The organism is Kineococcus sp. NPDC059986, from assembly GCF_040702905.1.
In the GTDB taxonomy this organism is placed as follows: domain Bacteria; phylum Actinomycetota; class Actinomycetes; order Actinomycetales; family Kineococcaceae; genus Kineococcus.
In genome coordinates, this window is record NZ_JBFBND010000026.1 from 1 (window position 1) to 20367 (window position 20367).

Consider the following 20367-nt stretch of genomic DNA (forward strand, 5'->3'; position numbering starts at 1 on the left):
CCGAGGGTGATGATGAAGCTCGGCAACCCCGTCCGCACGAACAACCACCCGTTGAACAACCCCACCGCCAACGCCACCACCAACGCGGCCAGCACCCCGACCCACACGTTGAGGTGCAACTGGAACGCGAACGTCGACGCCGTCAGCGACGCCGTCGTGACCGCCACCCCCGCCGACAGGTCGAACTCCCCGCCGATCATCAGCAGCGCCACGCTCACCGCCATGATGCCGATCGTGGAGCTGGAGTACAGCACCGTCAGCAGGCTCGCCCCCGACCGCAGCGTCGGCGCGACGGCCAGGAACAGGACGAACAGGGCGATCGCCCCGATCAACGACCCGATCTCCGGGCGCGACAGGACCACCGACAGCCACGGCCGGGTGCTCACCCGGTCATCGGCCGCCGTCGCCGACCCTCCCGCGTGCGTGACCGCAGGCGCGGACCCCGGTGCCCCCGGAGTCCCCGGAGTCCCCGGGGCCGCGTCACCGCCGGCCTTGGTGCGAATCTCCATCGATCCGTCCTCTCGTGAGGTCGCCGCGTCCAGACCCGTCGGGTCTAGCGGCAGGAGTTGAGGTAGGTGCGGGTGCGCGTCGCGATGGGCAGCGGCTTGTCGAACGCCACCGGGTACAGGTCCTGCTCGACGATCGCGAAGATGTCGCGGCCGAGGCCTTCGAGGGCCTCGAGGATGGGGGGCATGGCGGGGACGCCCTGAGGCGGCTCCACCATGGCCCCGAGGGCGACGGCCTCACCGAAGGGGAGGTCCTCAGCCTTGACCTTCGCGACGACCGCCGGGTCGACCTGCTTGAGGTGGACGTAGGCGATGCGGTCGGGGTGGTCGGCGATGATCTTGAGGTTGTCGCCACCGGAGTACGCGACGTGCCCGGTGTCGAGGCAGAGCTTGACGACGTCGGGGTCGGTGATCTCGAGGAACCGGTCGACCTCGGCGTGGGTGTCGATGTGCGTGTCGGCGTGGGAGTGGACCGCGATCTGCAGCCCGTACCCGTTGCGGACGTCGCGCCCGAGGCGGTCCATCCCGGCGGCCAGCCGCGCCCAGCCCTCGTCGTCGAGCTCACGGGGTTCGATCTGCTCGCCCGTCTTGTCGCTGCGCCACTGACCGGGGATCACGACGAGGTGGGTTCCGCCCATGGCCTGGGTGAGCTTGGCGACCTGCTCGACCTGGGCCCACGCCTCGTCGTAGTGGTCCGGGCGGTGCAGCGCCGCGAAGATCGTGCCGGCGGAGACCTTGAGCCGGCGCTTCTCGAGCTCGTCGGACAGTTCCGCCGGGTCGGTCGGCAGGTAGCCGTAGGGACCGAGCTCGATCCACTCGTACCCGGCGTCGACGACCTCGTCGAGGAAGCGGGATGCGGGGGTCTGCAGCTCGTCGTCGGCGAACCAGACGCCCCAGGAGTCGGGGGCGGTGCCGATGGTGATGGAGCGGCCCATGGGGAACTTCCTCCACGTCCTCGTGTGTGTCCTCGGGAGTCCGCCGCCGGCCCGGGCGGGGCTGGCGACTGCGAGAACTCTCGCGCAGGCGGACGGAAACTGTCAAGAGATTGTCGTTACATTCTCACGTCAACGGGACCTCTCAGCCCTGGACGCACGGCGACCTCCCCGGCGACGTGCGCCGGGGAGGTCGCGGGGTGGCACCGGGGTCAGAGGAGCGGGCGCTGGGCCTGCTTCTTCCCCTCGTACCAGGTGCGAGCCGTACGGGTGGACTCCAGGTGCGAGACCTCCGAGACCGGGACGTCCCACCAGCCGCCGCCGTCGGGCGCCTCGGAGTACAGGTCGGTCTCCACGTGCACGACGCTCGACTCGCTCGAGGCCTTGGCCTCCCGCAGCGCCTCGACGAGTTCCTTGCGGGTGCCCACGCGGACGGTGCGCACCCCCAGGCTCTCGGCGTTCGCCGCGAGGTCCACGGGCAGCTTGTCGCCCTCCAGGCGCCCCTCGGCGGTGCGCCGGCGGTACTTCGTGCCGTACCGCTGCGAACCGTGCTGCTCGGACAGCGCCCCGATGGAGGCGAACCCGTGGTTCTGCAGGAGGACGACGATGACCTTGACGCCCTCCTGCACCGCCGTCACGAGTTCGGTCGGCATCATGAGGTACGAACCGTCCCCGACCGTGATGAACACGTCGCGGTCCGGTGCCGCCAGGGCCACCCCGATCCCGCCGGGGATCTCGTACCCCATGCAGGAGTACCCGTACTCCACGTGGTACTGCTTCGGGTCCCGGCTGCGCCACATGCAGTGCAGGTCGCCGGGCAGCGAACCCGCGGCGCACACCACGACGTCGCGGTCCTCGGCCACCTCGTCGACCGCACCGATGACCTCGGCCTGGGCCAGCAACCCCGTGCGCTCACCGATGCCGGAGTGGAAGAACGAGTCGACGACCTCGTCCCACTCGCGGTTCAGGCGCGCCGCCCGCTCGCGGTAGGCGTCGGGGGTGGAGAAGTCCGCCAGCGCCGCCGTGAGGGCTTCGAGGGCTGCCTTGGCGTCGGCCTGGACGGGGATCCCGGCGTGCTTGACGGCGTCGATGGCGGCGACGTTGACGTTGACGAACTTCACGTCGGGGTTCTGGAAGACCGTGCGCGAGGCCGTGGTGAAGTCGGAGTACCGCGTCCCGACCCCGATGACCACGTCGGCCTCGGCGGCGATCTCGTTGGCCGCCGTCGTGCCGGTCGAGCCGATGGCCCCCAGCGACAGCGGGTGGTCGTACCGGATGGCGCCCTTGCCGGCCTGGGACTGCCCGACGGGGATGCCGGTCGCCTCGACGAACGTCTTCAGCGCCTCGGTGGCCTGGGAGTACACGACCCCGCCACCGGCGACGACCAGCGGCGCCTTGGCCGTGCGGATGAGGGCCGCGGCCTCGTCGAGCGCCACCTGCTCCGGCACGGGCCGGGCGATGCGCCAGGTGCGTTCGCGGAACAGTTCGACGGGGAACTCCCACGCCTCGGCCTGCAGGTCCTCGGGCAGGCAGATGGTCGCGGCGCCCGTCTCGGCCGGGTCGGTCAGCACGCGCATCGCGCCGAGCAGGGCCGAGGGCAGCTGCTCGGGGCGCCAGACGCGGTCGAAGAACTTCGACAGAGGCCGGAACGCGTCGTTGACCGAGACGTCGTAGCCGTAGGGCTGTTCGAGCTCCTGCAGCACGGGCGAGGCGACGCGCGTGGCGAAGACGTCGCTCGGCAGCAGCAGCACCGGGATCCGGTTGATCGTCGCCAGCGCCGCGCCCGTCAGCATGTTCGAGGACCCGGGGCCGACCGAGGCCGTCACGGCCAGGGTCTGCAACCGGTCCTGCTGGCGGGCGAAGCCGACGGCCGCGTGCACCATGGCCTGCTCGTTGCGGCCCGTCATGTACGGCACCCGCGCGGGAGGCGTCCAGCCGTCGCCGAGGGCGCCCTCCTCCGCCTCGAGCAGGGCCTGCCCGACACCGGCCACGTTGCCGTGCCCGAAGATGCCGAACACCCCACCGAAGAACGGACGACGGACGCCGTCGCGTTCGGAGAACTGGGCCTGGAGGAAGCGGACGACGGCCTGCGAGACCGTCAGCCGGACCGTCTGCACGGCCGGGTTCGGGGGGACTGCGCTCATCGGGTTCTCTCAGTTCTCGGCGGTGTCCGGTTCGACCGGTTCGGGTCGATCAGTTCGGGTCGATCACTTCGGGGCGGAGTAGAACGGTAGCCGCGCGTCGACGCGCTGCCCGTCCCAGGTGGACCGCACCCATCCGTGGGCGGGGTCGTCGCAGATCTTCCAGGCCCGTTCGTCCTCGGGCCCGGCCATGACGTTCAGGTAGTACATGTCGTAGGCCGGCGAGGCGATCGACGGGCCGTGCCACCCGTGCGGGATGAGCACCACGTCACCGGAGTGCACCTCCTCGAGGACGTCGATCGGCCGGTCGGGGTCGTCCACGTCGCCGTACACCTGCTGGATCCCGAGACCACCGGGTGCGGTGGGGACCCCGGCCGGCGCGAGGGCGCGGAACTCGTAGTAGTAGATCTCCTCGAGCTCGCTCTCGACGTCGCTCGTGCGGTCGTGCCGGTGCGGCGGGTAGGAGGACCAGTTCCCGCCGGGGGTCAGGACCTCGCAGGCGATGAGCTTGTCGGTCTCGAACGCCGCCGGGGTGGCGAAGTTGTTGACCTGCCGGCTGGCCTGACCGGCGCCCCGCAGTTCCACGGGGACGCCGGCGGCCGGGCCGTACCGGAAGGGCAGGCGGCGCGACGCCCGTGCGCCCGGGAACGAGAACACGCCGCCTGCGGCACTGTGGACCGTCAGCTCGCTGTCGCGGCCGACGTAGGCGAAGTCGGTGACGCCGTCGAACACGCTCGTGCGGCCGGTGAGCTCGAACCGCTCACCGTCGACCTCGACGGTGCAGGAACCCGACAGCGGCAGGACGAGCAGTTCGTCCTCCCCCGTCGCCACCGTGCGGGAGGCACCGGGGGCGAGGGTGAGGACGCGCAGGCTGGAGTAGCCCCATCCGGCCGACTCGGGGGTGACGACGAGGTCGAAACCGTCGGTCGCGGACGTGCCGACGGGCACGTGGAGGGTCGGGTCGCTCACGCCGCCCTCACCGCACCAGCGAGACGGCGGTCTTGACCGCAGCCTCGACTTCGCCGTCGGGCGGGTAGAGCAACGTCCGACCGACGGTGAGCCCCCGCACGGACGGCAGGGCCAGGGCCTTGCGCCACGTCGCGAACGTCTCCTCGGGGGACGTCGTCGGGTCCCCGCCGAGGAGCAGCGTCGGGAACGTCGTCGACTCCATGACGCGTTCCATGTCGTCGACCACGGGGATCTTCAGCCACGTGTAGGCCGTCGTGCGTCCCAGCGCCTGCGCGACGTTGATGGACTTCACGACGCCTTCGGCGGTGAGGTCGTGCACGACCTTGTCGCCCTGGCGGCTGGACCAGAAGGGCTCGATGAGCGCGACGAGCCTGCGCGCGGCGAGTTCGCTGATGGCGTCGGCCGACGCCGTGAGCGTGGGCAGCGTACCGGCGTCGTCGAGGGCGATGCGGGTGAGGAACTTCCCGCCGTCGAGGTTCATGTCCTCGATGGCCTGCGCGTCGTACCCGGTGAACCGGTCGTCGAGCTCGAAGCTCGCGCCCTGCAGGCCGCCACGGTTCATCGAGCCGAAGACGACCTTGCCCTCCAGCGCCCCGAGGAGCGTGAGGTCCTCGATGATGTCGGCCGAGCCGAGCAGGCCGTCGACCCCGGGGACGGCGAGCGCCACCCGGAGACGTTCGAGGAGTTCGGTGCGGTCGGCCATCGCCATCGGGTTCGACCCGACGCCGTTCGCGCCGCGGGCGGGGTGGTCGGCGGCGACGACCATGAGGCGGCCGTCGCCCTCGAGCAGCGGCCGCCGACGGCGGGCGCGCGAGAGTTCCAGGATCCGTTCCGGCTGGCGGGCGCGGATCTCGGCGACCTCGGCCAGGTCGCGGGCGAACTGCTGGTCAGGCACGGGCCGCGACCTCCTCGAGCAGGGCCTCCACCTCGGTGGTGGTCGGCATGGCGGTGGAGCACTCGCGGCGGGTGGCCACGATGGCGCCGGCGGCGTTGGCGAAGCGCAGGATGCGCTCGAGCTCCCAGCCGGACAGCAGACCGTGCACGAGGGCACCGCCGAAACCGTCCCCGGCACCGAGGCCGTTGACGACGGCGACCGGTGTGGGGGGCACCTCGACGAAGGTGGTCGTGCCACCGTCACCGCGGGTCGCCCCGAGGACGCCCTTGGGTCCCTGCTTGACGACGGCGATCTCGACGCCGGCGTCCAGCAGCGCCTCGGCGGCGCGGCGGGGTTCGGTCTCTCCGACCGCGACCTCGCACTCCTCCTTGTTGCCGACCGCGACCGTCACGTGCGGCAGGGCCTTGCGGACCTGCTCGGTCGCGAGCTCGGGCGACTCCCAGAACATGGGGCGGTAGTCGAGGTCGAGGACCGTGAAACGGCGGCGTCCGCGCGCCTCCCAGGCGGCGAAGTGCGCCCCGCGGCTGGGTTCCTCGGACAGGCCGGTCACCGTCGCCCAGAACACCCCGGCCGCGCGGATCGCGTCGAGGTCGAGCTCGTCGGCGCGGATCTGCAGGTCCGGTGCCGTGGGCAGCCGGTAGAACAGGAGCGGGAAGTGGTCCGGCGGGTACATCTCGCAGAAGGCGAGCGGGGTGTTGAGGCCCTCGACGCCGGAGACGAACCGGTCCGAGACGCCGAACTCCGCCAGTGCCTTGTGGATGAACGTCCCGAAGGCGTCGTTCCCGGTGCGGGTGACGACGGCGGCGGACCGGCCGTGCCGGGCGGCGGCCACGGCGACGTTCGTCGCGCTGCCGCCCAGGTACTTGCCGAAGGTCTCGACGTCCTCGAGCCCCACGCCGTCCTGCAGCGGGTACAGGTCGACACCGACCCTGCCCATCGTCACCACGTCCAGCGCGGCCGTGCTGCTCACGCGAGGTCCTCCCAGTCCGGTCCGGTGGTCTGCTGAGCCGATCCGGGCCGCAGCGGCGCGGAGGCTGGTCCGAGCGTGCTCCGCGACCGGCGGCCCTGTCAAGCTTTGTCAGGACAAATGTACCTCCTGACGTGTGGACCTCCACCCCGCTACGATGACGCGACGGCGGAGCGTCGACGTGGCCGGCCCGCCCACCGGACCCCAGGAGCAGCCGTGAACGACCTGTTCGTCGACCTCGACCGGTCGAGTCCCGTCCCCCTGTACTTCCAGGTGGCCCGGCAGATCGAGCAGGCCATCGAGCACGGCAAGCTGCCGCCGGGTTCGCGGCTCGAGAACGAGATCCACCTCGCCGACCAGCTCGGCCTCTCCCGCCCGACGATGCGCCGCGCCATCCAGCAGCTCGTCGACAAGGGGTTGCTCGTCCGCAAGCGCGGTGTGGGGACCCAGGTGGTCCACGGCCAGGTGACGCGTCCCGTCGAGCTGACGAGCCTGCACGACGACCTCGTGCAGTCGGGGCAGCTGCCCTCGACGCAGGTGCTCCTGCACGAGATCTGCGGCGCCGCCGACGACGTCGCCGGGAGCCTGGCCATCAGCCCGGGCACTCCCGTCCTGCACCTGAAGCGGCTCCGGCTGTCCGGTGGGGAACCCCTCGCCCTGCTGGAGAACTGGCTGCCCTCCCCCTACACCGACCTGACGGTCGAGGCCCTCACCGAGCGCGGGATGTACCAGCTGCTGCGCAGCCGCGGGGTCGGCATGCGGGTGGCCCGCCAGCGCATCGGCGCCCGCCGGGGCAGCAGTGAGGAGTGCACGCTGCTCGACGAGCGCCGGGGCGCCCCGCTGCTGACGATGGAGCGGACGACCCACGACGACTCCGGCCGGGTGGTCGAGTACGGCCGGCACGTCTACCGGGCCAGCCGCTACGCGTTCGAGGTCACCCTCGTCGACCGCTGACGTCGGCCGTCCGCACCTCGGGGTCGAAGATGCGGCCCGTGGTGACGGCCTCCTCGAGTTCCTCGAGCGTCCGGCCCCGGGTCTCGGGGACCTGGGTGCGCACGAACACCAGCGCCAGCAGGTTGACCACGGCGAACCCGAAGAAGCACCCCGTGATGCCGATCGCGCTGACGAGGGTGGGGAAGTACAGGCCGAGGAAGGCGTTCGTCAGCCAGAGCACGAACACCGACGTGCCCATCCCGAACGCGCGCATCTTCAGCGGGAAGATCTCCGACAGGGTCACCCAGACGGCGACGTTGAGGAACGTCTGCATCGAGCCGACGAACGCGACGACGAGGGCGAGGATCACCCACGGACGCAACGGGTTGCCCACGGGCAGCACGAGGGAGCCGATGCCGATGAGCAGGTGGCAGACCGTGGTGAGGCTGAACCCGATGATGAACGTCCGCCGCCGGCTGAAGCTGTCCATCATGCGCAACGCGATGAGCGCACCGACCACCGCGATGACCCCGGGGGCGATGTTGACGACGAGCGCGGTCCCCTGGTCGAAACCGGCCTCCTTGAGGATGGCCTGGCCGTAGTACATGATCGAGTTGATCCCGGTGAGCTGCTGGGCGACCCCCAGGCCGATGCCCACGAGCAGGATCCGTCGCAACCAGCGGTGGGACAGCACGCTGCGCCAGTCGAGCGTCTCGCGCTTGGAGTCCGAGTAGGTCGCACCGGCGATCTGCCGCGCCTCCTCCTCGGCGCGCCCGGCGGGCCGGACCTGCCGCAGGACCTCGACGGCCTCGTCGAACTGCCCGTGGTCGATGAGCCAGCGCGGGGACTCCGGCACCCGGAGCATCCCGATGAACAGTGCCGCGGCCGGGATCGTCACGACGGCGAGCATGATGCGCCAGACCCCGCCGTACTCGCCCCAGACGTTGCCGACGACGGCGTTGATGACGAACGCGGCCAGCTGGCCGATGACGATCATCATCTCGTTGCGGCCCGACAACGACCCGCGGATCTCGTAGGGGGCGAGTTCGGCGAGGAACACGGGGACGACGGTGGAGGCCGCCCCGACCGCGAGCCCCAGCAGGACGCGCCCCGTGACCATGACCTCGACGTTCGGGGCGAAGACGCAGACGAGGGCGCCGAAGAAGAAGAACCCCGACATGAGCAGGATCGCCTTGCGGCGGCCCCACGCGTCCGAGAGGCGCCCGCCGGTGATGGCCCCGACCGCGGCGCCGAACAACAGCGAACTCGTCACGACGCCCTCGGTGAGGTCCGTGAGGCCGAGTTCGGCCTTCATGGGTTCGAGCGCACCGTTGATGACGCTGGTGTCGTAGCCGAAGAGGAGGCCGCCGAAGGTGGCGACGAGGGCCACGACCCCGAGGCGCTTGCGGTAGGGCCCGGGGGTCAGCGCCGGGAGGGGCTCGCGCAGACCGGCGCCGGGCGAGCCGGGCTGACCGTGGGAGGTGGACAAGAGAACTCCTTCGTCCGTCCGGGGTTCACCACCTGCGGCGGCGGTGCCGACACCCGGGACCGTAGGTCGAGGTGGTGAGAATGTCAAGACAAAGAGACCTCACGCGGGCCTCTGAACCCTGGGGCAGGATGGGGTGGGTGAGCACCGAGGACGACCTGCTGACCCGACTGACCGACGACGAGGACCGCCTCGTCCTCGACCGCTTCGACGAGGACGACGCCTGGCGCCTCGGCGTCGCGCTCGTCACCCGGGCCCGCGCGGCCGACCTGCCCGTCGCCGTGGCCGTCCGCCGCAACGGCCAGCGCCTCTTCCACGCCGCGCTGCCCGGTTCCTCGGCCGACAACGACGACTGGTTGCAGCGCAAGATGGACGTCGTCGACCGCTACAACGCCTCCTCCTACCTCGTGGGGACGCGGTTCGCCGTCGCCGGCGGTGACTTCGACGTCGACGCCCGCCGGGACCCCCGCGCGTTCGCCGCCCACGGCGGGGCCTTCCCGCTGCGGGTGCGCGGGGTCGGGGTCGTCGGGTCGGTCGCGGTGTCCGGTCTGCCGCAGGCCGACGACCACGCCCTGGTCGTGGAAGTGCTGACGGAGTTCCTCGCCGCCCCCTAGGTTCGACGCGTGACGGTGGGGGAGACGGACACGACGGACGAGACGGACCCGACGGCTGCGGACCGTCCGGTCGACGCGGACCGGACGACCGGTGGCCGCGTCCCGCGACCGCTGCGGGTCGCGGTGTGGGCGTTGGCCGCCGCGGCGTGCGTCCTGCCGCTGTTCGGGACGGTCGCGGCTCTGCACGTCCTCACGGGGGGCGTGGACGCGCAGTACTTCGGCAGCTACGACGCCGAGGGGAGCCTGTCCCCGGACACCTCGAGCGTGACGCTGGACCAGCGTTGGCGGGTGCTGGACTACCTCGTGCCGCCGGACCGCGTCCTGCTCGGTCCGGTCGCGGTGGTGCTGCTCCTGACCGGGCTCCACCTGGCCGGTCGTGGCCGTCCCGCCGTGCCGACGGGCGCCCGGTGCCTCGCGGCCGCCGCCGCCGTGGTCGCGGTGCTCTTCACCCTCGCCGTGGGCGTCGTGCCGCTCGTGCTCCGGGAACGCGCACGCGGGGAGGAGGGGCCCGGCTTCGGCGGCGGCCCCGAGCCGTGGGCGCTGCTCGTCGGGTCGGCGGGCGTCCTCGTCTTCCTCGTCGGCGCCGCCGGCCTGGGTGCGGTGGTGCTCCTGCGCCCACGCCGCGCCGCCACCACCGAGCCGTGGCCGGAGCAGGCCGTCGCGAGCAGCCCCGTCGTCGCGCCGGACCCCACGGCGGCCCCGGAAACCACGGCGGCCCCGGAAACCACGGCGGCCCCGGAAACCACGGCGGCTCCGGAACCCCCTGCCGTCCCGCGCCTGACGGAGGAGGACCGCGCGTGGTACCGCCGCCCCACCCCGTGACCGCCTGGTGGTTCCGCGCTGCGGTGCTCGTGGCGGCCGCGCCCGTGCTGGCCGCCGTGACCGTCACCGCCGTCGTCTTCCAGGACGACGACACCGTCCGGAGCCTGAACGGCACCGTTCCCGGAGTGCCCCTGCGGCTGCTGGACCGCTGGCACGCGACGCAGACGTTCGGCCAGTCCGGGTGGCCCGCCGTCCTGACCGCCGTCGCCTGCGTCGCCCTGGCGTTCGCCGCCGTGAGCGGCCGTCCACGTCACCTCGCGCCCCCGGAGAGCCGCTCCGTCCTGACGGTGCTGGCCCTCGTCTGCGGCGCGTGGGCCCTGGGGACGACGGCCCTCACGGCGTGGTTCCAGGTCACCCACCCGCGAGGGGTGGCCAGCGCCGGCTACGAACTCCTCCTGCCCCAGTGGGCCCTCGACACCGGGCAGGGCCTCTTCGCGGCGGTCGTCGCCGGCGCCGCCGCGCTGTGGTGCCGCCGGTCCCGGTCGGAATCCTCGGACGAGGGGCGCCTCGAGGCCGTGGGCGAACCCGCGCGCGCCGAGTGAGCTGGTGCCGGGGTGGCTGTCCCTCTCGCCGCGGACCTGGTCCCGGATGCCCGGTTGCCGGGGCGCCGCCCGGGTGCGGCCCCCTACGTTCGGGGCGTGGACGAGACCGACGAGCGCGCCGCCGACACCACGGGACAGAGCCTGGAGGACGGGTCCCCCGGGCTGCGGCGGGTCCAGCTGGCGGCGTGGGTCCTCGCCGTCGCCGCGCTCGTCGCCGCCGTCACGGCGACGGCCGCCGTGCTGCTCGTGCTGTCCGGGGCCGTCGACCGGGAGTTCTTCAGCACGTACTCCTCCGACGGCGACGGCAACCAGACGTCCTACGTCGACCCGTCGGTGGACCTCGCCTACCGGTGGATGTCGCTGCCCTACATCGTGCCCGCGGACGGGAAGCTCCTCGCGCCGGTCCTGGTGGTGGCGGTCCTGGCCGGGCTGCACCTGGCCGGGCACCGGGTGGTCGACCGGGGACGGTCGCTCGTCCCCCGGGCCGCCCGCTGGACCGCCGTGGCCGCGGCCGGGCTGTCCACGGTGCTCGTCGTCGCCACCGTGGGGGTCGCAGCCGTCCTGCAGCGCACCGGCGCCACGGACGGAGAGTTCCAGAACCCCGCCCCACCCCTGCTCGACCTCGCCGCCCCCCTCGCCCTCAGCGGCGTCCACCTCGTCCTCGCGGTCGTGACCGCGGTCCTGCTGGTCGGTCCTCCGCTCGCGCAGACCCCGCACGACGACAGCGACCTCGACGACACGGACCCCGACGACACCGACCCCGACCCCGACCCCGACCCCGACCCCGACCCCGACCCCGACGAGGAGTGGACCCCCGGCGACGGCCCGCCCGCCGAGGGGCACGCTCCCGCGAACCCGGTACCTCTGGACGCTCCGGCGGTGGCGCCCACCGCACCGGCTGAGGTGCCGCGCCTGGCGGAGGCCGACCGGGTCCTCTACGAGCGGCCGGCCCCGTGAGGCGGTCGCCGTGGCTGGCCCGGGCGGCGCTCCTGGCGACCGCCGCACCTCTCGTCGTCTCGGTGGTGACCACCACGGTCCTGCTGTGGTCCGACGAGACGGTCCGGGCCGCGACGGGCGTCTCCCTGCCCACACCCCTCGGGTGGCGCGACCGCTGGGGCGCCGTCCTGCTGCACGGCGGACCCTTCGACGATCCCCTGCAGCTCGCGGTCCTCACGACGCTCGGCTGCCTCGCCCCGGCCCTCGCCACCACCGGCGCCCCGGTCGCTCCCCCGGTGCGCCACGTCCGCAGGACCCTGCCCTGGCTGGCCGTCGCCGGCGCCGCGTGGGCGGTGGCGACGGTCGCGGTCACCGGGTGTTTCCAGGTCGCGGCGTCCCCCGCCGACGACGGGACGGTCCTCTACGCCTACCGACTGCCCGCCCTCGGCTGGACGGGAGCCCTGCTCACGTCCGGCCCGGCCCTCCTGGCGGTCGGCGTCGCCGCGGCGGTCGTGCTCTGGTGCCGTGTTCCGGGCTCAGACGAGGGGGTCCTGCAGGACGCGGGCGAGCGTGCGCGTGCCGAGTGAACTCATGCCGGGGTGGCTGTCGGCGTAGTACCAGACGAGGCCGACGGCCTGGACGAACGCCCACGCCTGCCCACGGACCCAGTCGAGCCCCTCGGCGCCGCAGGCTCGGCGGAACACCTCGCGCGCCGGGCCGTCGAAGAGGTGCCAGGCGGCGAGGAGGTCGAGGGCGGGGTCGGTGGGACCGAGGCCCCCGACGTCGAGGACGGCGCCGAGCCGCCCCGCGTCGTCGAGGAGGAGGTTGCCGGGGACGAGGTCGCCGTGGGTGACGACGTCCGCGGACACGTGCGGCAGGGTGCGGAACTTCGACCACAGGGCCTGCAGGGCGGCGACGTCGAGGAGACCCCCGCTGCGCTGCAGGCACTCGGCGACCCAGGCGTCGTGCCGGTGCAGGTCGCCCCCGCGACCCGTCCCCGAGAAGCGCCGACCGTGCAAGGGCATCGCGCGGACGGCGCCGACGAACTCGGCTAGGTCGCGGGCCAGCCCCTCGGAGGCGGCGGTGTCGACGCCGTCGGCCGGGGTCCCGGGCAGCAGGCGCAGCACCGTCCAGCCGAACGGGAAACCTTCCCACGGTTCGCCCGTCGCGACGACCTCCGGGGTGGCGAACCGGGTGCGGCCCCGCAGTTCGTGCGCCGCTGCGCGTTCGGCGTCGAGGCCCGCGGCGGCCTCGGCGCGCAACGGCAGGCGGACGAGGAGGTCCTCGCCCACCGGACCCGTGAGCGCGAAGACCGCGTTGACCGTCCCCCGCCCCGGCAGGGGTTCCAGGCGGCGCCCCCGCCAGGCGGGGAACTGCTCGTCGACGAGCCGGCGCACGAGGTCGACCGGGACGTCCACCTCGTCCGGGTGCCTCCGGGGGTTCCGCCGTTGCGTCACGACCGCACCGCCGCGCGGACCAGTTCGGGGTCCACGGCGTAGCGGGCCCCGAACCCGGTGTCGGGCAGCGCGAGGCGCCGCGCCGACAGGTGCACGTCGCTCACCCCGGTCCGGGCCACGAGCTCGGGGACGCGGCCCGGGCGCACTCCCCCGCCCGCCATGACGGTCAGCCGCCCCGCGGCCGCGGTGACGGTGCGGGCGATCCGCTCGGTCCCGTCGTGTGCGCTGGCGGCTCCGCCGGAGGTGAGGACCCGGTCGACCCCGGCCCCCACGAGCGCCTCGACGGACCCCTCGACGTCGGGGTGCACGTCGAAACCCCGGTGCGCGGTGAGCTGCGCGGATCCGGCGGTCTCGCGCAACGCCTGCAGCGCAACGAGGTCGAACCGGCCGTCGGGGCGCAGGGGGCCGACGACGAGGCCGGCCGCCCCGGCCTCCAGAACGGCCCGGGCGTCGTGCAGGACGGCGGCGAGGTCGTCGTCGTCGTGCACGAAGTCACCGGGCCGGGGCCGCAGCAGGACGTGGACCCCGAGCGGTCCGGCGGCCGCGACGACGCGCTCGACGAGCCCCGTCGACGGGGTCAGCCCGCCCACCTCGAGGGCGACGCAGAGTTCGAGGCGGTGGGCTCCGGCCCCGCGGGCGACGCGTGCGCCCTCGGGGTCGGTGACGGCGATCTCGACGGTCGGCACGCCCTCAGCCTGCCCGAGGAGGACCGTCAGGCGAAGTAGCTGCCCCCGGCGAGGTCGTCGGCGAGGGTCGGTCCCGTCGGTTCCCAGCCCAGCAGGGCGCGGGTGCGCTCGCTCGTGGCGGGGAGGTCGAGGCCGAAGAAGAACCCGATCCAGCCGAGGTCCTCGGCGACCCGGGGCCCGGTCGACGGAGTCCACGGGCAGGTCGAGACCGCGCCCGATCGCCGTCGCGATGTCCCGCGTCGGCACGCCCTCCTCGGCGACGACGTGCAGCACGCTGCCCGCCGGAGCCCCCTCGACCGCGAGACGGAGGGCGCGGGCGGCGTCGGTGACGTGGACCGCGGACCACCGGTGGCCGCCGTCCCCGACGTACCCCGCGGCGCCCCGCGCCCGGGCCGCCGCGACGAGCGCGGCCACGAACCCGTGGTCACCCGTGCCGTGGACGGTGGGGGCGAACCGCGCGGCGAGCGAGCGGACCCCGTGGCCGGCGAAGTCCAGGGCGAGGCGCTCGGACCCGCCGCGGAAGGAGTCGGGGCCCACCGAGGGGTTGACGTCCGACTCCGCGACCGGGCGGTCGACGGTGAAGCCGCCGAGCCCGCTCGCCATGAGGAACGGCCGGTCCGACCCGACGAGGACCTCACCGATCGCCTGCACGGCAGCGCGTTCCGCGGCGTTGCTGACCTCGGGGTGGGCGAAGTCGTGCTTGTTCGCGAGGTGCACGGTCCCCTGCGTCGACTCCGCCCCGCGGCGCAGCGCGTCGAGGTCGTCGAGGTCACCGCGCAGGACCTCGACGCCCTTGGCCGCGAGCGCCGCGGCGGCGGTGTCGGAACGGGCGAGGCCGAGGACCTCGTGGCCGGCGGCGAGGAACTCGTCGACGGCGTGGGAGCCGATCCAGCCGGACGCACCGGTGACGAAGACGCGCATGGGGAACCTCCAGAGGTGATGTCAGGACGTGACATCACCGTAGACCCGATGTCAGGATCTGTCATCACCTAGGATGCCCCCATGGCGAGGTGGGAACCGGGTGCGCGCGAACGGCTGCAGGCCGCAGCCCTCGACCTCTTCGTCGACCAGGGCTACGACGAGACGACCGTGTCGCAGATCGCCGCCCGTGCCGGGGTCACCGACCGGACGTTCTTCCGCCACTTCAGCGACAAGCGGGAATCCCTCTTCGCCGGCAGCGAGCAGCTCGTCACGCTCTTCACCGACGCGGTCGCGCGGTCCACGGCGCCCGACCCGCTCGACGTGGCGTCCGAGGCGCTCGCCGCGAGCACGGCGTTCTTCCCCGAGGAGCGCCGTCCGTGGGCCCGTACCCGGACGGCGGTCGTCCTGGCGAACCCCGCGCTGGCCGAACGCGAGCAGTTGAAGATGGTGACGATCGCGCAGGCCACGGCGGGGGCACTGCGGGACCGGGGGGTCGAGGAACCGGCAGCCACGCTGCTGGGGCACTCCACCGTGACGGTGTTCCAGGTCGCCTTCGAGCGCTGGATCCGGGACGGCGAGGACCGTTCCATGGGAGACCTGCTGCAGGACACGCTGTCCGCCCTGCGGGAGACGCTCGTCCCGCGGACGTGACCCGCGCGGAGGGTCACCCCTGCGCGCGGGCCTCGCCCGCCGGCTCAGCCGAAGTGGCGCGGCAGCGTCGCCGTGTGCGCGGCGCGCAGCTCGGCGACGGGCACGGAGAACCGGCCCTGGACGTCGAGCGAGGCCTGCCCGTCGTCCCCGGTGTCGGTCACGCCGATGCGCAGGTGCGCCAGGCCCCGGGCGGTGCACATGTCGGTGAACCGCACCTCCTCCTCGCGCGGCACGGACACGACCGCCCGGCCCGCGGACTCGGAGAACAGGGCCGTGAACAGGTCGATGCCGTCCCGGTCGAGGAGTTCGTCCAGACCGACCCGCACGCCCACGCCGTAGCGCAGCACCGACTCCACGAGCGCCTGCGCCAACCCACCGTCCGACAGGTCGTGCGCGGCGTCGACCAGACCGTCGCGCGAGCACTGCACGAGGACGTCGGCCAGCAGCTTCTCGTGCTGCAGGTCCAGCGCCGGGGGCAGACCACCGAGGTGGCCGTGCTCGGCCCACGCCCACTCCGAACCGCCCAGCTCCTCGCGCGTCGTGCCGAGCAGGTAGACGCTCTGCCCGGCCTCGCGCCACCCCGAGGGGGTGCGGCGACGGACGTCGTCGAGGACCCCGAGGACGCCGATGACCGGCGTCGGCAGCACGGCCGAGTTCAGCCCGTCGTCGCCGGTCTGGTTGTAGAGCGAGACGTTCCCGCCGGTGACAGGGACGCCGAGTTCCTCGCAGGCCAGGGCCAGACCCTGCACGGCCTCGGCGAACTGCCACATGACACCGGAGTCCTCGGGCGACCCGAAGTTCAGGCAGTCGGTGACGGCGAGGGGTTTCGCCCCCGCCGCGGCGACGTTCCGGTAGGCCTCGGCGAGGGAGAGCGCCGCGCCCGTGCGCGGGTCGAGCCGGGCGAACCGGCCGTTCCCGTCCAGGGACAGCGCGACGCCGAGGTTCGTCTCCTCGTCCACGCGCACGACCCCCGCGTCGTCGGGGGTCGCGAGCGCCGTGCCGCCCATGACGTAGCGGTCGTACTGGTCGGTGACCCAGGCGCGCGAGGACAGGTTCGGCGAGCCGACCATCCGCAGCAGCGTGGCGCGCAGTTCCTCGTCCGACGCCGGACGCGGCAGGCGGTCCGGCGTGTCGGCCTGCAGCGCGTCCTGCGACGCCGGGCGCGCGTAGGGCCGCTCGTAGACGGGGCCGTCGTGGGCGACGGTGCGCGGCGGGACGTCGACGACGGTCTCGCCGTGCCACTGCACGACGAGGTGCTCGCCGTCGGTGACCTCGCCGAGCACGGCGGCCTCGACGTCCCACTTCGCGGTGACCGCGAGGAAGGCGTCGATGTTCGCCGGGGTGACGACGGCCATCATGCGTTCCTGCGACTCGCTCATGAGGATCTCCTCGGGCGAGAGCGAGGAGTCGCGCAGCGGGACGCGGTCCAGGTGGACGAGCATCCCGCCGTCCCCGGCCGAGGCCAGTTCGCTGGTGGCGCAGGACAACCCGGCGCCGCCGAGGTCCTGGATGCCCTCGACGAGACCCGCGTGGAACAGCTCCAGGCAGCACTCGATGAGCACCTTCTCCTGGAACGGGTCCCCCACCTGCACGGCCGGCCGCTTGGAGGGTCCGGTCGCGTCGAACGTCTCGCTCGCCAGCACCGAGACCCCGCCGATGCCGTCGCCGCCCGTGCGGGCGCCGAACAGCACGACGAGGTTGCCGACGCCGCGGGCGTTGGCCAGGTGCAGGTCCTCGTGCTTCATCGCGCCGACGCACAGGGCGTTGACGAGCGGGTTGCCCTGGTACGTCGGGTCGAAGACGACCTCGCCGCCGATGTTCGGCAGGCCGATGCAGTTGCCGTAACCGCCGACGCCGGAGACGACCCCGGGCACGACGCGCGCGGTGTCGGGGTGGTCGATGGCGCCGAACCGCAGGGAGTCCATGACCGCGATCGGACGGGCGCCCATGGCCATGATGTCGCGGATGATCCCGCCGACCCCGGTGGCCGCCCCCTGGTAGGGCTCGATGTAGCTGGGGTGGTTGTGCGACTCGACCTTGAACGTCACGGCCCAGCCCTGGCCGATGTCGACGACACCCGCGTTCTCGCCGATGCCCACCATGAGGTGTTCCTGCATGGCCTCGGTGACGTGGTCGCCGAAGGTGCGCAGGTGGACCTTGGAGCTCTTGTAGGAGCAGTGCTCGCTCCACATGACCGAGTACATGGCCAGTTCCGCACCCGTCGGGCGGCGCTCGAGGATCTCGCGGATGCGCTCGTACTCGTCGGCCTTGAGCCCCAGTTCCTTCCAGGGCTGCGGGTGGTCCGGCGTGCTCGCGGCGCGGGTGACGGTGTCCAGTGCGGTGCTCACGCGATCGCCTCCAGTCCGGCGCTCAGCACGGAGGTGAACAGGCCCAGCCCGTCCAGCCCGGGGCCGAAGAGCTCCTCCACGGCGTGCTCGGGGTGCGGCATGAGGCCGACCACGTTCCCGCGGTCGTTGCTGATGCCGGCGATGTCGCGCAGGGACCCGTTCGGGTTGCCGTCGAGGTAGCGGAAGACCACGCGGCCCTCGCCCTCGAGGCGGTCCAGCGTCGCGGTGTCGGCGACGAACCCGCCCTCGCCGTTCTTCAGCGGGACGGTGATCTCCTGGCCCGCCGTGAAGGACGACGTCCACGCGGTGCCGGTCTGCTCCACGCGCAGGCGCTGGTCCTTGCAGACGAACTTCTGGTGGTCGTTGCGGACGAGCGCGCCCGGCAGCAGGTGCGACTCGCACAGCACCTGGAACCCGTTGCAGATGCCCAGCACGGGCATCCCGCCCTCGGCCGCGCGCACGACCTCGGTCATGACGGGCGCGAACCGGGCGATGGCGCCGCAGCGCAGGTAGTCGCCGTAGGAGAAGCCCCCGGGCAGGACGACCGCGTCGACGCCGCGCAGGTCGGCGTCCGCGTGCCACAGGGCCACGGCCTCCCCGCCGGCGAGGGTCACCGCACGGCGCGCGTCGCCGTCGTCGAGGGAGCCGGGGAAGGTGACGACGCCGACCTTCACGCCTGCGCCTCGGTGGTGTCCCCGGCGGGACCGGCCTCGCGGACGCTCACGACGTCCTCGATGACCGGGTTGGACAGCAGGGTCTCGGCGGCCCTGCGCGCCTGCTCCAGGACCTCGGGGGTGACGTCCCCCGCGACCTCGAGCTCGAAGCGCTTGCCCTGGCGGACGCTGGTGAAGAGGTCGAACCCCAGCCGTGGGAGAGCGCCGACGACGGCCTTCCCCTGCGGGTCGAGGATCTCGGGTTTCGGCATGACGTCGATGACGACGCGGCCCATGCGCGGCGCTCCTTCGGGGAGGGGGATCGGCGGGTCCAGGCTACCGCCGCTCAAGGTCGCGCCCGTCCGTGCCGAGGTGGGGACGTGGAGACCGCCGCGACCGCCTCCCGGGGACCCCGCCTGCCCGGCGGCTCGCTGCTGCTGGACACCGGGATCTTCGTGCTCGGTCTCGTCGTCGTCGCCGGGGTCGTGCACGCGTGGTGGACGGCTGGGGCGGACCCCCGGCTGCTCACGGCCCTGGCCGTCAGCCTGCCGCTGGGCTGGGTGCTGACGCGCTTCCCCCTCATGGTCACCGGCGTCGCCTCGGGCATCTACGTGCCCTTCGCCCCCGTCGTGCTCTTCTACCTGCTCGTCGTGCACCAGCCCCGGACCGCCCTGGCCGCCTGGGCGCTGACGGCCCTGCCCGCCTACTTCGTGGATCGGCGGCCCTGGCAGAGCCGGGTCTTCAACGCCGGTTCCTCGATCCTGTCCAGCCTGCTCGCGACGACCGTCCTGGGAGCCGTCGCCCCGGCGCGGCCCGTGGACCCCCGCATGCTCCTGGCGGTCCTCCTCGGCGCGGCCACCTACTACGCGACGGACACCGTCCTGTCGGCCGTCTCGATCGCGGTGGAACGGCACCGGACGCTCGTCTCCGAGCTCGCCGAACCCGGCGCCCTCGTCGGGGGCGGGCTGTTCCTGCTCGTCGCGGCGCTGGGCTACCTCTCGGGCGCCGTCCGGCTCGCCATGCCCGGCTGGGTGGCCGCCCTGACGCTGCTGCCGAGCATGGCCGTCGTCGTGGCCGCCTGGGCCTGGCGTCGGGCCCACCAGAGCCGGCGGCAGCAACGTGCCCTGTTCGAGGCGGCCGTGCGCGTGCACGCCGTGACCACCGTCGAGGAGCTGCTGCAGGCCCTGGAGACGCAGGGGACCGCCCTGGTCTCCAGCGGTCGCCTCCAGGTGCGGTCCCGGCCCCCCACCCGGCGGGAGATCGGCTGCGAGCTCGGCGACGACCCCCGCCGCTGGCTCGTCGCGGCCCGGCCCGCCAGCGGGCACGCCGAGCAGTTCGACGAGGTGGCCCTCGCGTCGCTGGCCTCCCTGGCCTCGGCCGCCCTGCTGCGCGTGCGGCTGGCCGCCGAGACCGAACGGCTCGCCCTCGTCGACGCCCTCACCGGGCTGGCCAACCGCCGCGCCTTCACGACGCACCTGGAGACCAGGGTCGACGGCGGCGCCGCAGGAGACACCGCGGTCGCCGTCCTCTTCGTCGACCTCGACGGGTTCAAGGCCGTCAACGACACCCTCGGGCACGCGGCCGGCGACGAGCTGCTCACCGAGACCGCCCACCGGTTGCGCCGCGCCGTCGGCGCCGAGGGCTTCGTCGCCCGGCTCGGCGGGGACGAGTTCGCGGCCGTCCTGCCCGACGTGTTCCCCGGTGCCGCCGACGACACCGCGGCGGCCGTCGTGACGGCCCTGCGGCAGCCGTTCCTGCTCGGCGCGGGGCCGGCCACGATCAGCGCGAGCGTGGGTGTCACGGCCTCCGAGCCCGGCGACGACGCGGACGCGCTGCTCTCGCGCGCCGACGCGGCCATGTACGTCGCGAAGAGAGCTGGTGGAGGTCGCAGCGTCCTCGGCGTGTGAC

General features: G+C 73.4%; 19 protein-coding genes and 2 pseudogenes. 8 read left to right on the forward strand and 13 right to left on the reverse strand.

All coding sequences use genetic code 11. From position 1 onward, the window contains the following. From AB0637_RS17720 to iolC, 6 genes and pseudogenes are all read right to left on the reverse strand, one after another. Positions 1–386 (reverse strand): annotated as a pseudogene (locus AB0637_RS17720) (ABC transporter permease); the annotation flags it as partial. 167 nt (positions 387–553) lie between these two features. Then, the gene (locus AB0637_RS17725) at positions 554–1441 is read right to left on the reverse strand and encodes a TIM barrel protein (RefSeq protein ID WP_366173900.1); all 888 of its coding nucleotides are present in this window, start codon (positions 1439–1441) and stop codon (positions 554–556) included. Positions 1442–1650: 209 nt separating this feature from the next. Continuing rightward, positions 1651–3582: a 3D-(3,5/4)-trihydroxycyclohexane-1,2-dione acylhydrolase (decyclizing) gene (gene iolD, locus AB0637_RS17730; RefSeq protein ID WP_366173901.1), complete on the reverse strand. Its 1932-nt coding sequence runs from the start codon at positions 3580–3582 to the stop codon at positions 1651–1653. Between the two features lie 63 nt (positions 3583–3645). After that, positions 3646–4548 carry a 5-deoxy-glucuronate isomerase gene (iolB, locus tag AB0637_RS17735; protein WP_366173902.1) on the reverse strand — a complete coding sequence of 301 codons (903 nt, stop codon included), beginning with the start codon at positions 4546–4548 and terminating at the stop codon, positions 3646–3648. A gap of 7 nt (positions 4549–4555) precedes the next feature. Beyond that, positions 4556–5443 carry a deoxyribose-phosphate aldolase gene (locus AB0637_RS17740; RefSeq protein ID WP_366173903.1) on the reverse strand — a complete coding sequence of 296 codons (888 nt, stop codon included), beginning with the start codon at positions 5441–5443 and terminating at the stop codon, positions 4556–4558. Continuing rightward, on the reverse strand, positions 5436–6380 hold the full coding sequence (gene iolC / locus AB0637_RS17745) for a 5-dehydro-2-deoxygluconokinase (RefSeq protein WP_366173978.1): 945 nt from the start codon (positions 6378–6380) through the stop codon (positions 5436–5438). The genes AB0637_RS17740 and iolC overlap by 8 nt, the downstream gene beginning before the upstream one ends. Before the next feature lie 246 nt (positions 6381–6626). On the opposite strand from iolC, the gene AB0637_RS17750 reads away from it, so the two are divergent. Beyond that, the gene (locus AB0637_RS17750; RefSeq protein WP_366173904.1) at positions 6627–7364 is read left to right on the forward strand and encodes a GntR family transcriptional regulator; all 738 of its coding nucleotides are present in this window, start codon (positions 6627–6629) and stop codon (positions 7362–7364) included. On the opposite strand, the gene AB0637_RS17755 is transcribed toward AB0637_RS17750, so the two are convergent. Next, entirely contained in the window at positions 7345–8832 is a 1488-nt protein-coding gene (locus AB0637_RS17755) for a sugar porter family MFS transporter (RefSeq protein ID WP_366173905.1), read from the reverse strand. The genes AB0637_RS17750 and AB0637_RS17755 overlap by 20 nt on opposite strands. A gap of 128 nt (positions 8833–8960) precedes the next feature. Between AB0637_RS17755 and AB0637_RS17760 the strand changes: the two genes are divergently transcribed. The 5 genes from AB0637_RS17760 to AB0637_RS17780 all read left to right on the forward strand — a co-directional run bounded on the left by AB0637_RS17760 (position 8961) and on the right by AB0637_RS17780 (position 12330). After that, positions 8961–9443 (forward strand): heme-degrading domain-containing protein, encoded by a 483-nt coding sequence (locus AB0637_RS17760; RefSeq protein WP_366173907.1) that lies wholly within the window; start codon positions 8961–8963, stop codon positions 9441–9443. Positions 9444–9452: 9 nt separating this feature from the next. Beyond that, positions 9453–10265: a hypothetical protein gene (locus AB0637_RS17765; protein ID WP_366173908.1), complete on the forward strand. Its 813-nt coding sequence runs from the start codon at positions 9453–9455 to the stop codon at positions 10263–10265. Then, positions 10241–10807: a hypothetical protein gene (locus AB0637_RS17770; RefSeq protein WP_366173909.1), complete on the forward strand. Its 567-nt coding sequence runs from the start codon at positions 10241–10243 to the stop codon at positions 10805–10807. Before AB0637_RS17765 ends, AB0637_RS17770 begins: the two co-directional genes overlap by 25 nt. Before the next feature lie 96 nt (positions 10808–10903). Further along, positions 10904–11764 (forward strand): hypothetical protein, encoded by an 861-nt coding sequence (locus tag AB0637_RS17775; protein ID WP_366173910.1) that lies wholly within the window; start codon positions 10904–10906, stop codon positions 11762–11764. Further along, complete coding sequence (locus AB0637_RS17780) at positions 11761–12330, forward strand: hypothetical protein (RefSeq protein WP_366173912.1); 570 nt, start codon at positions 11761–11763, stop codon at positions 12328–12330. Before AB0637_RS17775 ends, AB0637_RS17780 begins: the two co-directional genes overlap by 4 nt. Here the strand turns inward: AB0637_RS17780 and AB0637_RS17785 are convergent. The 3 genes and pseudogenes from AB0637_RS17785 to AB0637_RS17795 all read right to left on the reverse strand — a co-directional run bounded on the left by AB0637_RS17785 (position 12280) and on the right by AB0637_RS17795 (position 14807). After that, positions 12280–13200, reverse strand: coding sequence for a phosphotransferase (locus AB0637_RS17785; protein ID WP_366173913.1), 921 nt, complete (start codon positions 13198–13200; stop codon positions 12280–12282). The genes AB0637_RS17780 and AB0637_RS17785 overlap by 51 nt on opposite strands. After that, positions 13197–13886 carry a copper homeostasis protein CutC gene (locus AB0637_RS17790; protein WP_366173914.1) on the reverse strand — a complete coding sequence of 230 codons (690 nt, stop codon included), beginning with the start codon at positions 13884–13886 and terminating at the stop codon, positions 13197–13199. The genes AB0637_RS17785 and AB0637_RS17790 overlap by 4 nt, the downstream gene beginning before the upstream one ends. A 26-nt stretch (positions 13887–13912) precedes the next feature. Next, positions 13913–14807, reverse strand: a pseudogene (locus AB0637_RS17795) (SDR family oxidoreductase). 81 nt (positions 14808–14888) lie between these two features. On the opposite strand from AB0637_RS17795, the gene AB0637_RS17800 reads away from it, so the two are divergent. After that, the gene (locus tag AB0637_RS17800) at positions 14889–15458 is read left to right on the forward strand and encodes a TetR family transcriptional regulator (protein WP_366173915.1); all 570 of its coding nucleotides are present in this window, start codon (positions 14889–14891) and stop codon (positions 15456–15458) included. A 44-nt stretch (positions 15459–15502) separates the two neighbouring features. Here the strand turns inward: AB0637_RS17800 and purL are convergent, their stop codons facing one another. Genes purL through purS form a run of 3 tightly spaced genes read right to left on the reverse strand, consistent with a single transcriptional unit; the run spans position 15503 to position 18755 of the window. Then, on the reverse strand, positions 15503–17806 hold the full coding sequence (gene purL, locus AB0637_RS17805) for a phosphoribosylformylglycinamidine synthase subunit PurL (protein ID WP_366173916.1): 2304 nt from the start codon (positions 17804–17806) through the stop codon (positions 15503–15505). Further along, the gene (gene purQ / locus AB0637_RS17810) at positions 17803–18480 is read right to left on the reverse strand and encodes a phosphoribosylformylglycinamidine synthase subunit PurQ (RefSeq protein ID WP_366173917.1); all 678 of its coding nucleotides are present in this window, start codon (positions 18478–18480) and stop codon (positions 17803–17805) included. Before purQ ends, purL begins: the two co-directional genes overlap by 4 nt. Beyond that, positions 18477–18755, reverse strand: a complete 279-nt coding sequence (gene purS / locus AB0637_RS17815; RefSeq protein WP_366173919.1) for a phosphoribosylformylglycinamidine synthase subunit PurS — start codon at positions 18753–18755, stop codon at positions 18477–18479. The genes purQ and purS overlap by 4 nt, the downstream gene beginning before the upstream one ends. Before the next feature lie 84 nt (positions 18756–18839). Here purS and AB0637_RS17820 point away from each other — a divergent pair, with 84 nt between their 5' ends. Then, a complete protein-coding gene (locus tag AB0637_RS17820) occupies positions 18840–20366 on the forward strand; it encodes a GGDEF domain-containing protein (RefSeq protein WP_366173920.1) in 1527 nt (508 codons plus the stop codon). Position 20367: the final 1 nt, after the last annotated feature.

Coding starts and splice junctions, on each gene's coding strand:
- AB0637_RS17725 (WP_366173900.1), bottom strand. CDS start 1,441: ATGGGCCGCTCCATCACCATCGGCACCGCCCCCGACTCCTGGGGCGTC.
- AB0637_RS17800 (WP_366173915.1), top strand. CDS start 14,889: ATGGCGAGGTGGGAACCGGGTGCGCGCGAACGGCTGCAGGCCGCAGCC.
- iolD (WP_366173901.1), bottom strand. CDS start 3,582: ATGAGCGCAGTCCCCCCGAACCCGGCCGTGCAGACGGTCCGGCTGACG.
- iolC (WP_366173978.1), bottom strand. CDS start 6,380: ATGGGCAGGGTCGGTGTCGACCTGTACCCGCTGCAGGACGGCGTGGGG.
- AB0637_RS17760 (WP_366173907.1), top strand. CDS start 8,961: ATGGGGTGGGTGAGCACCGAGGACGACCTGCTGACCCGACTGACCGAC.
- purS (WP_366173919.1), bottom strand. CDS start 18,755: ATGGGCCGCGTCGTCATCGACGTCATGCCGAAACCCGAGATCCTCGAC.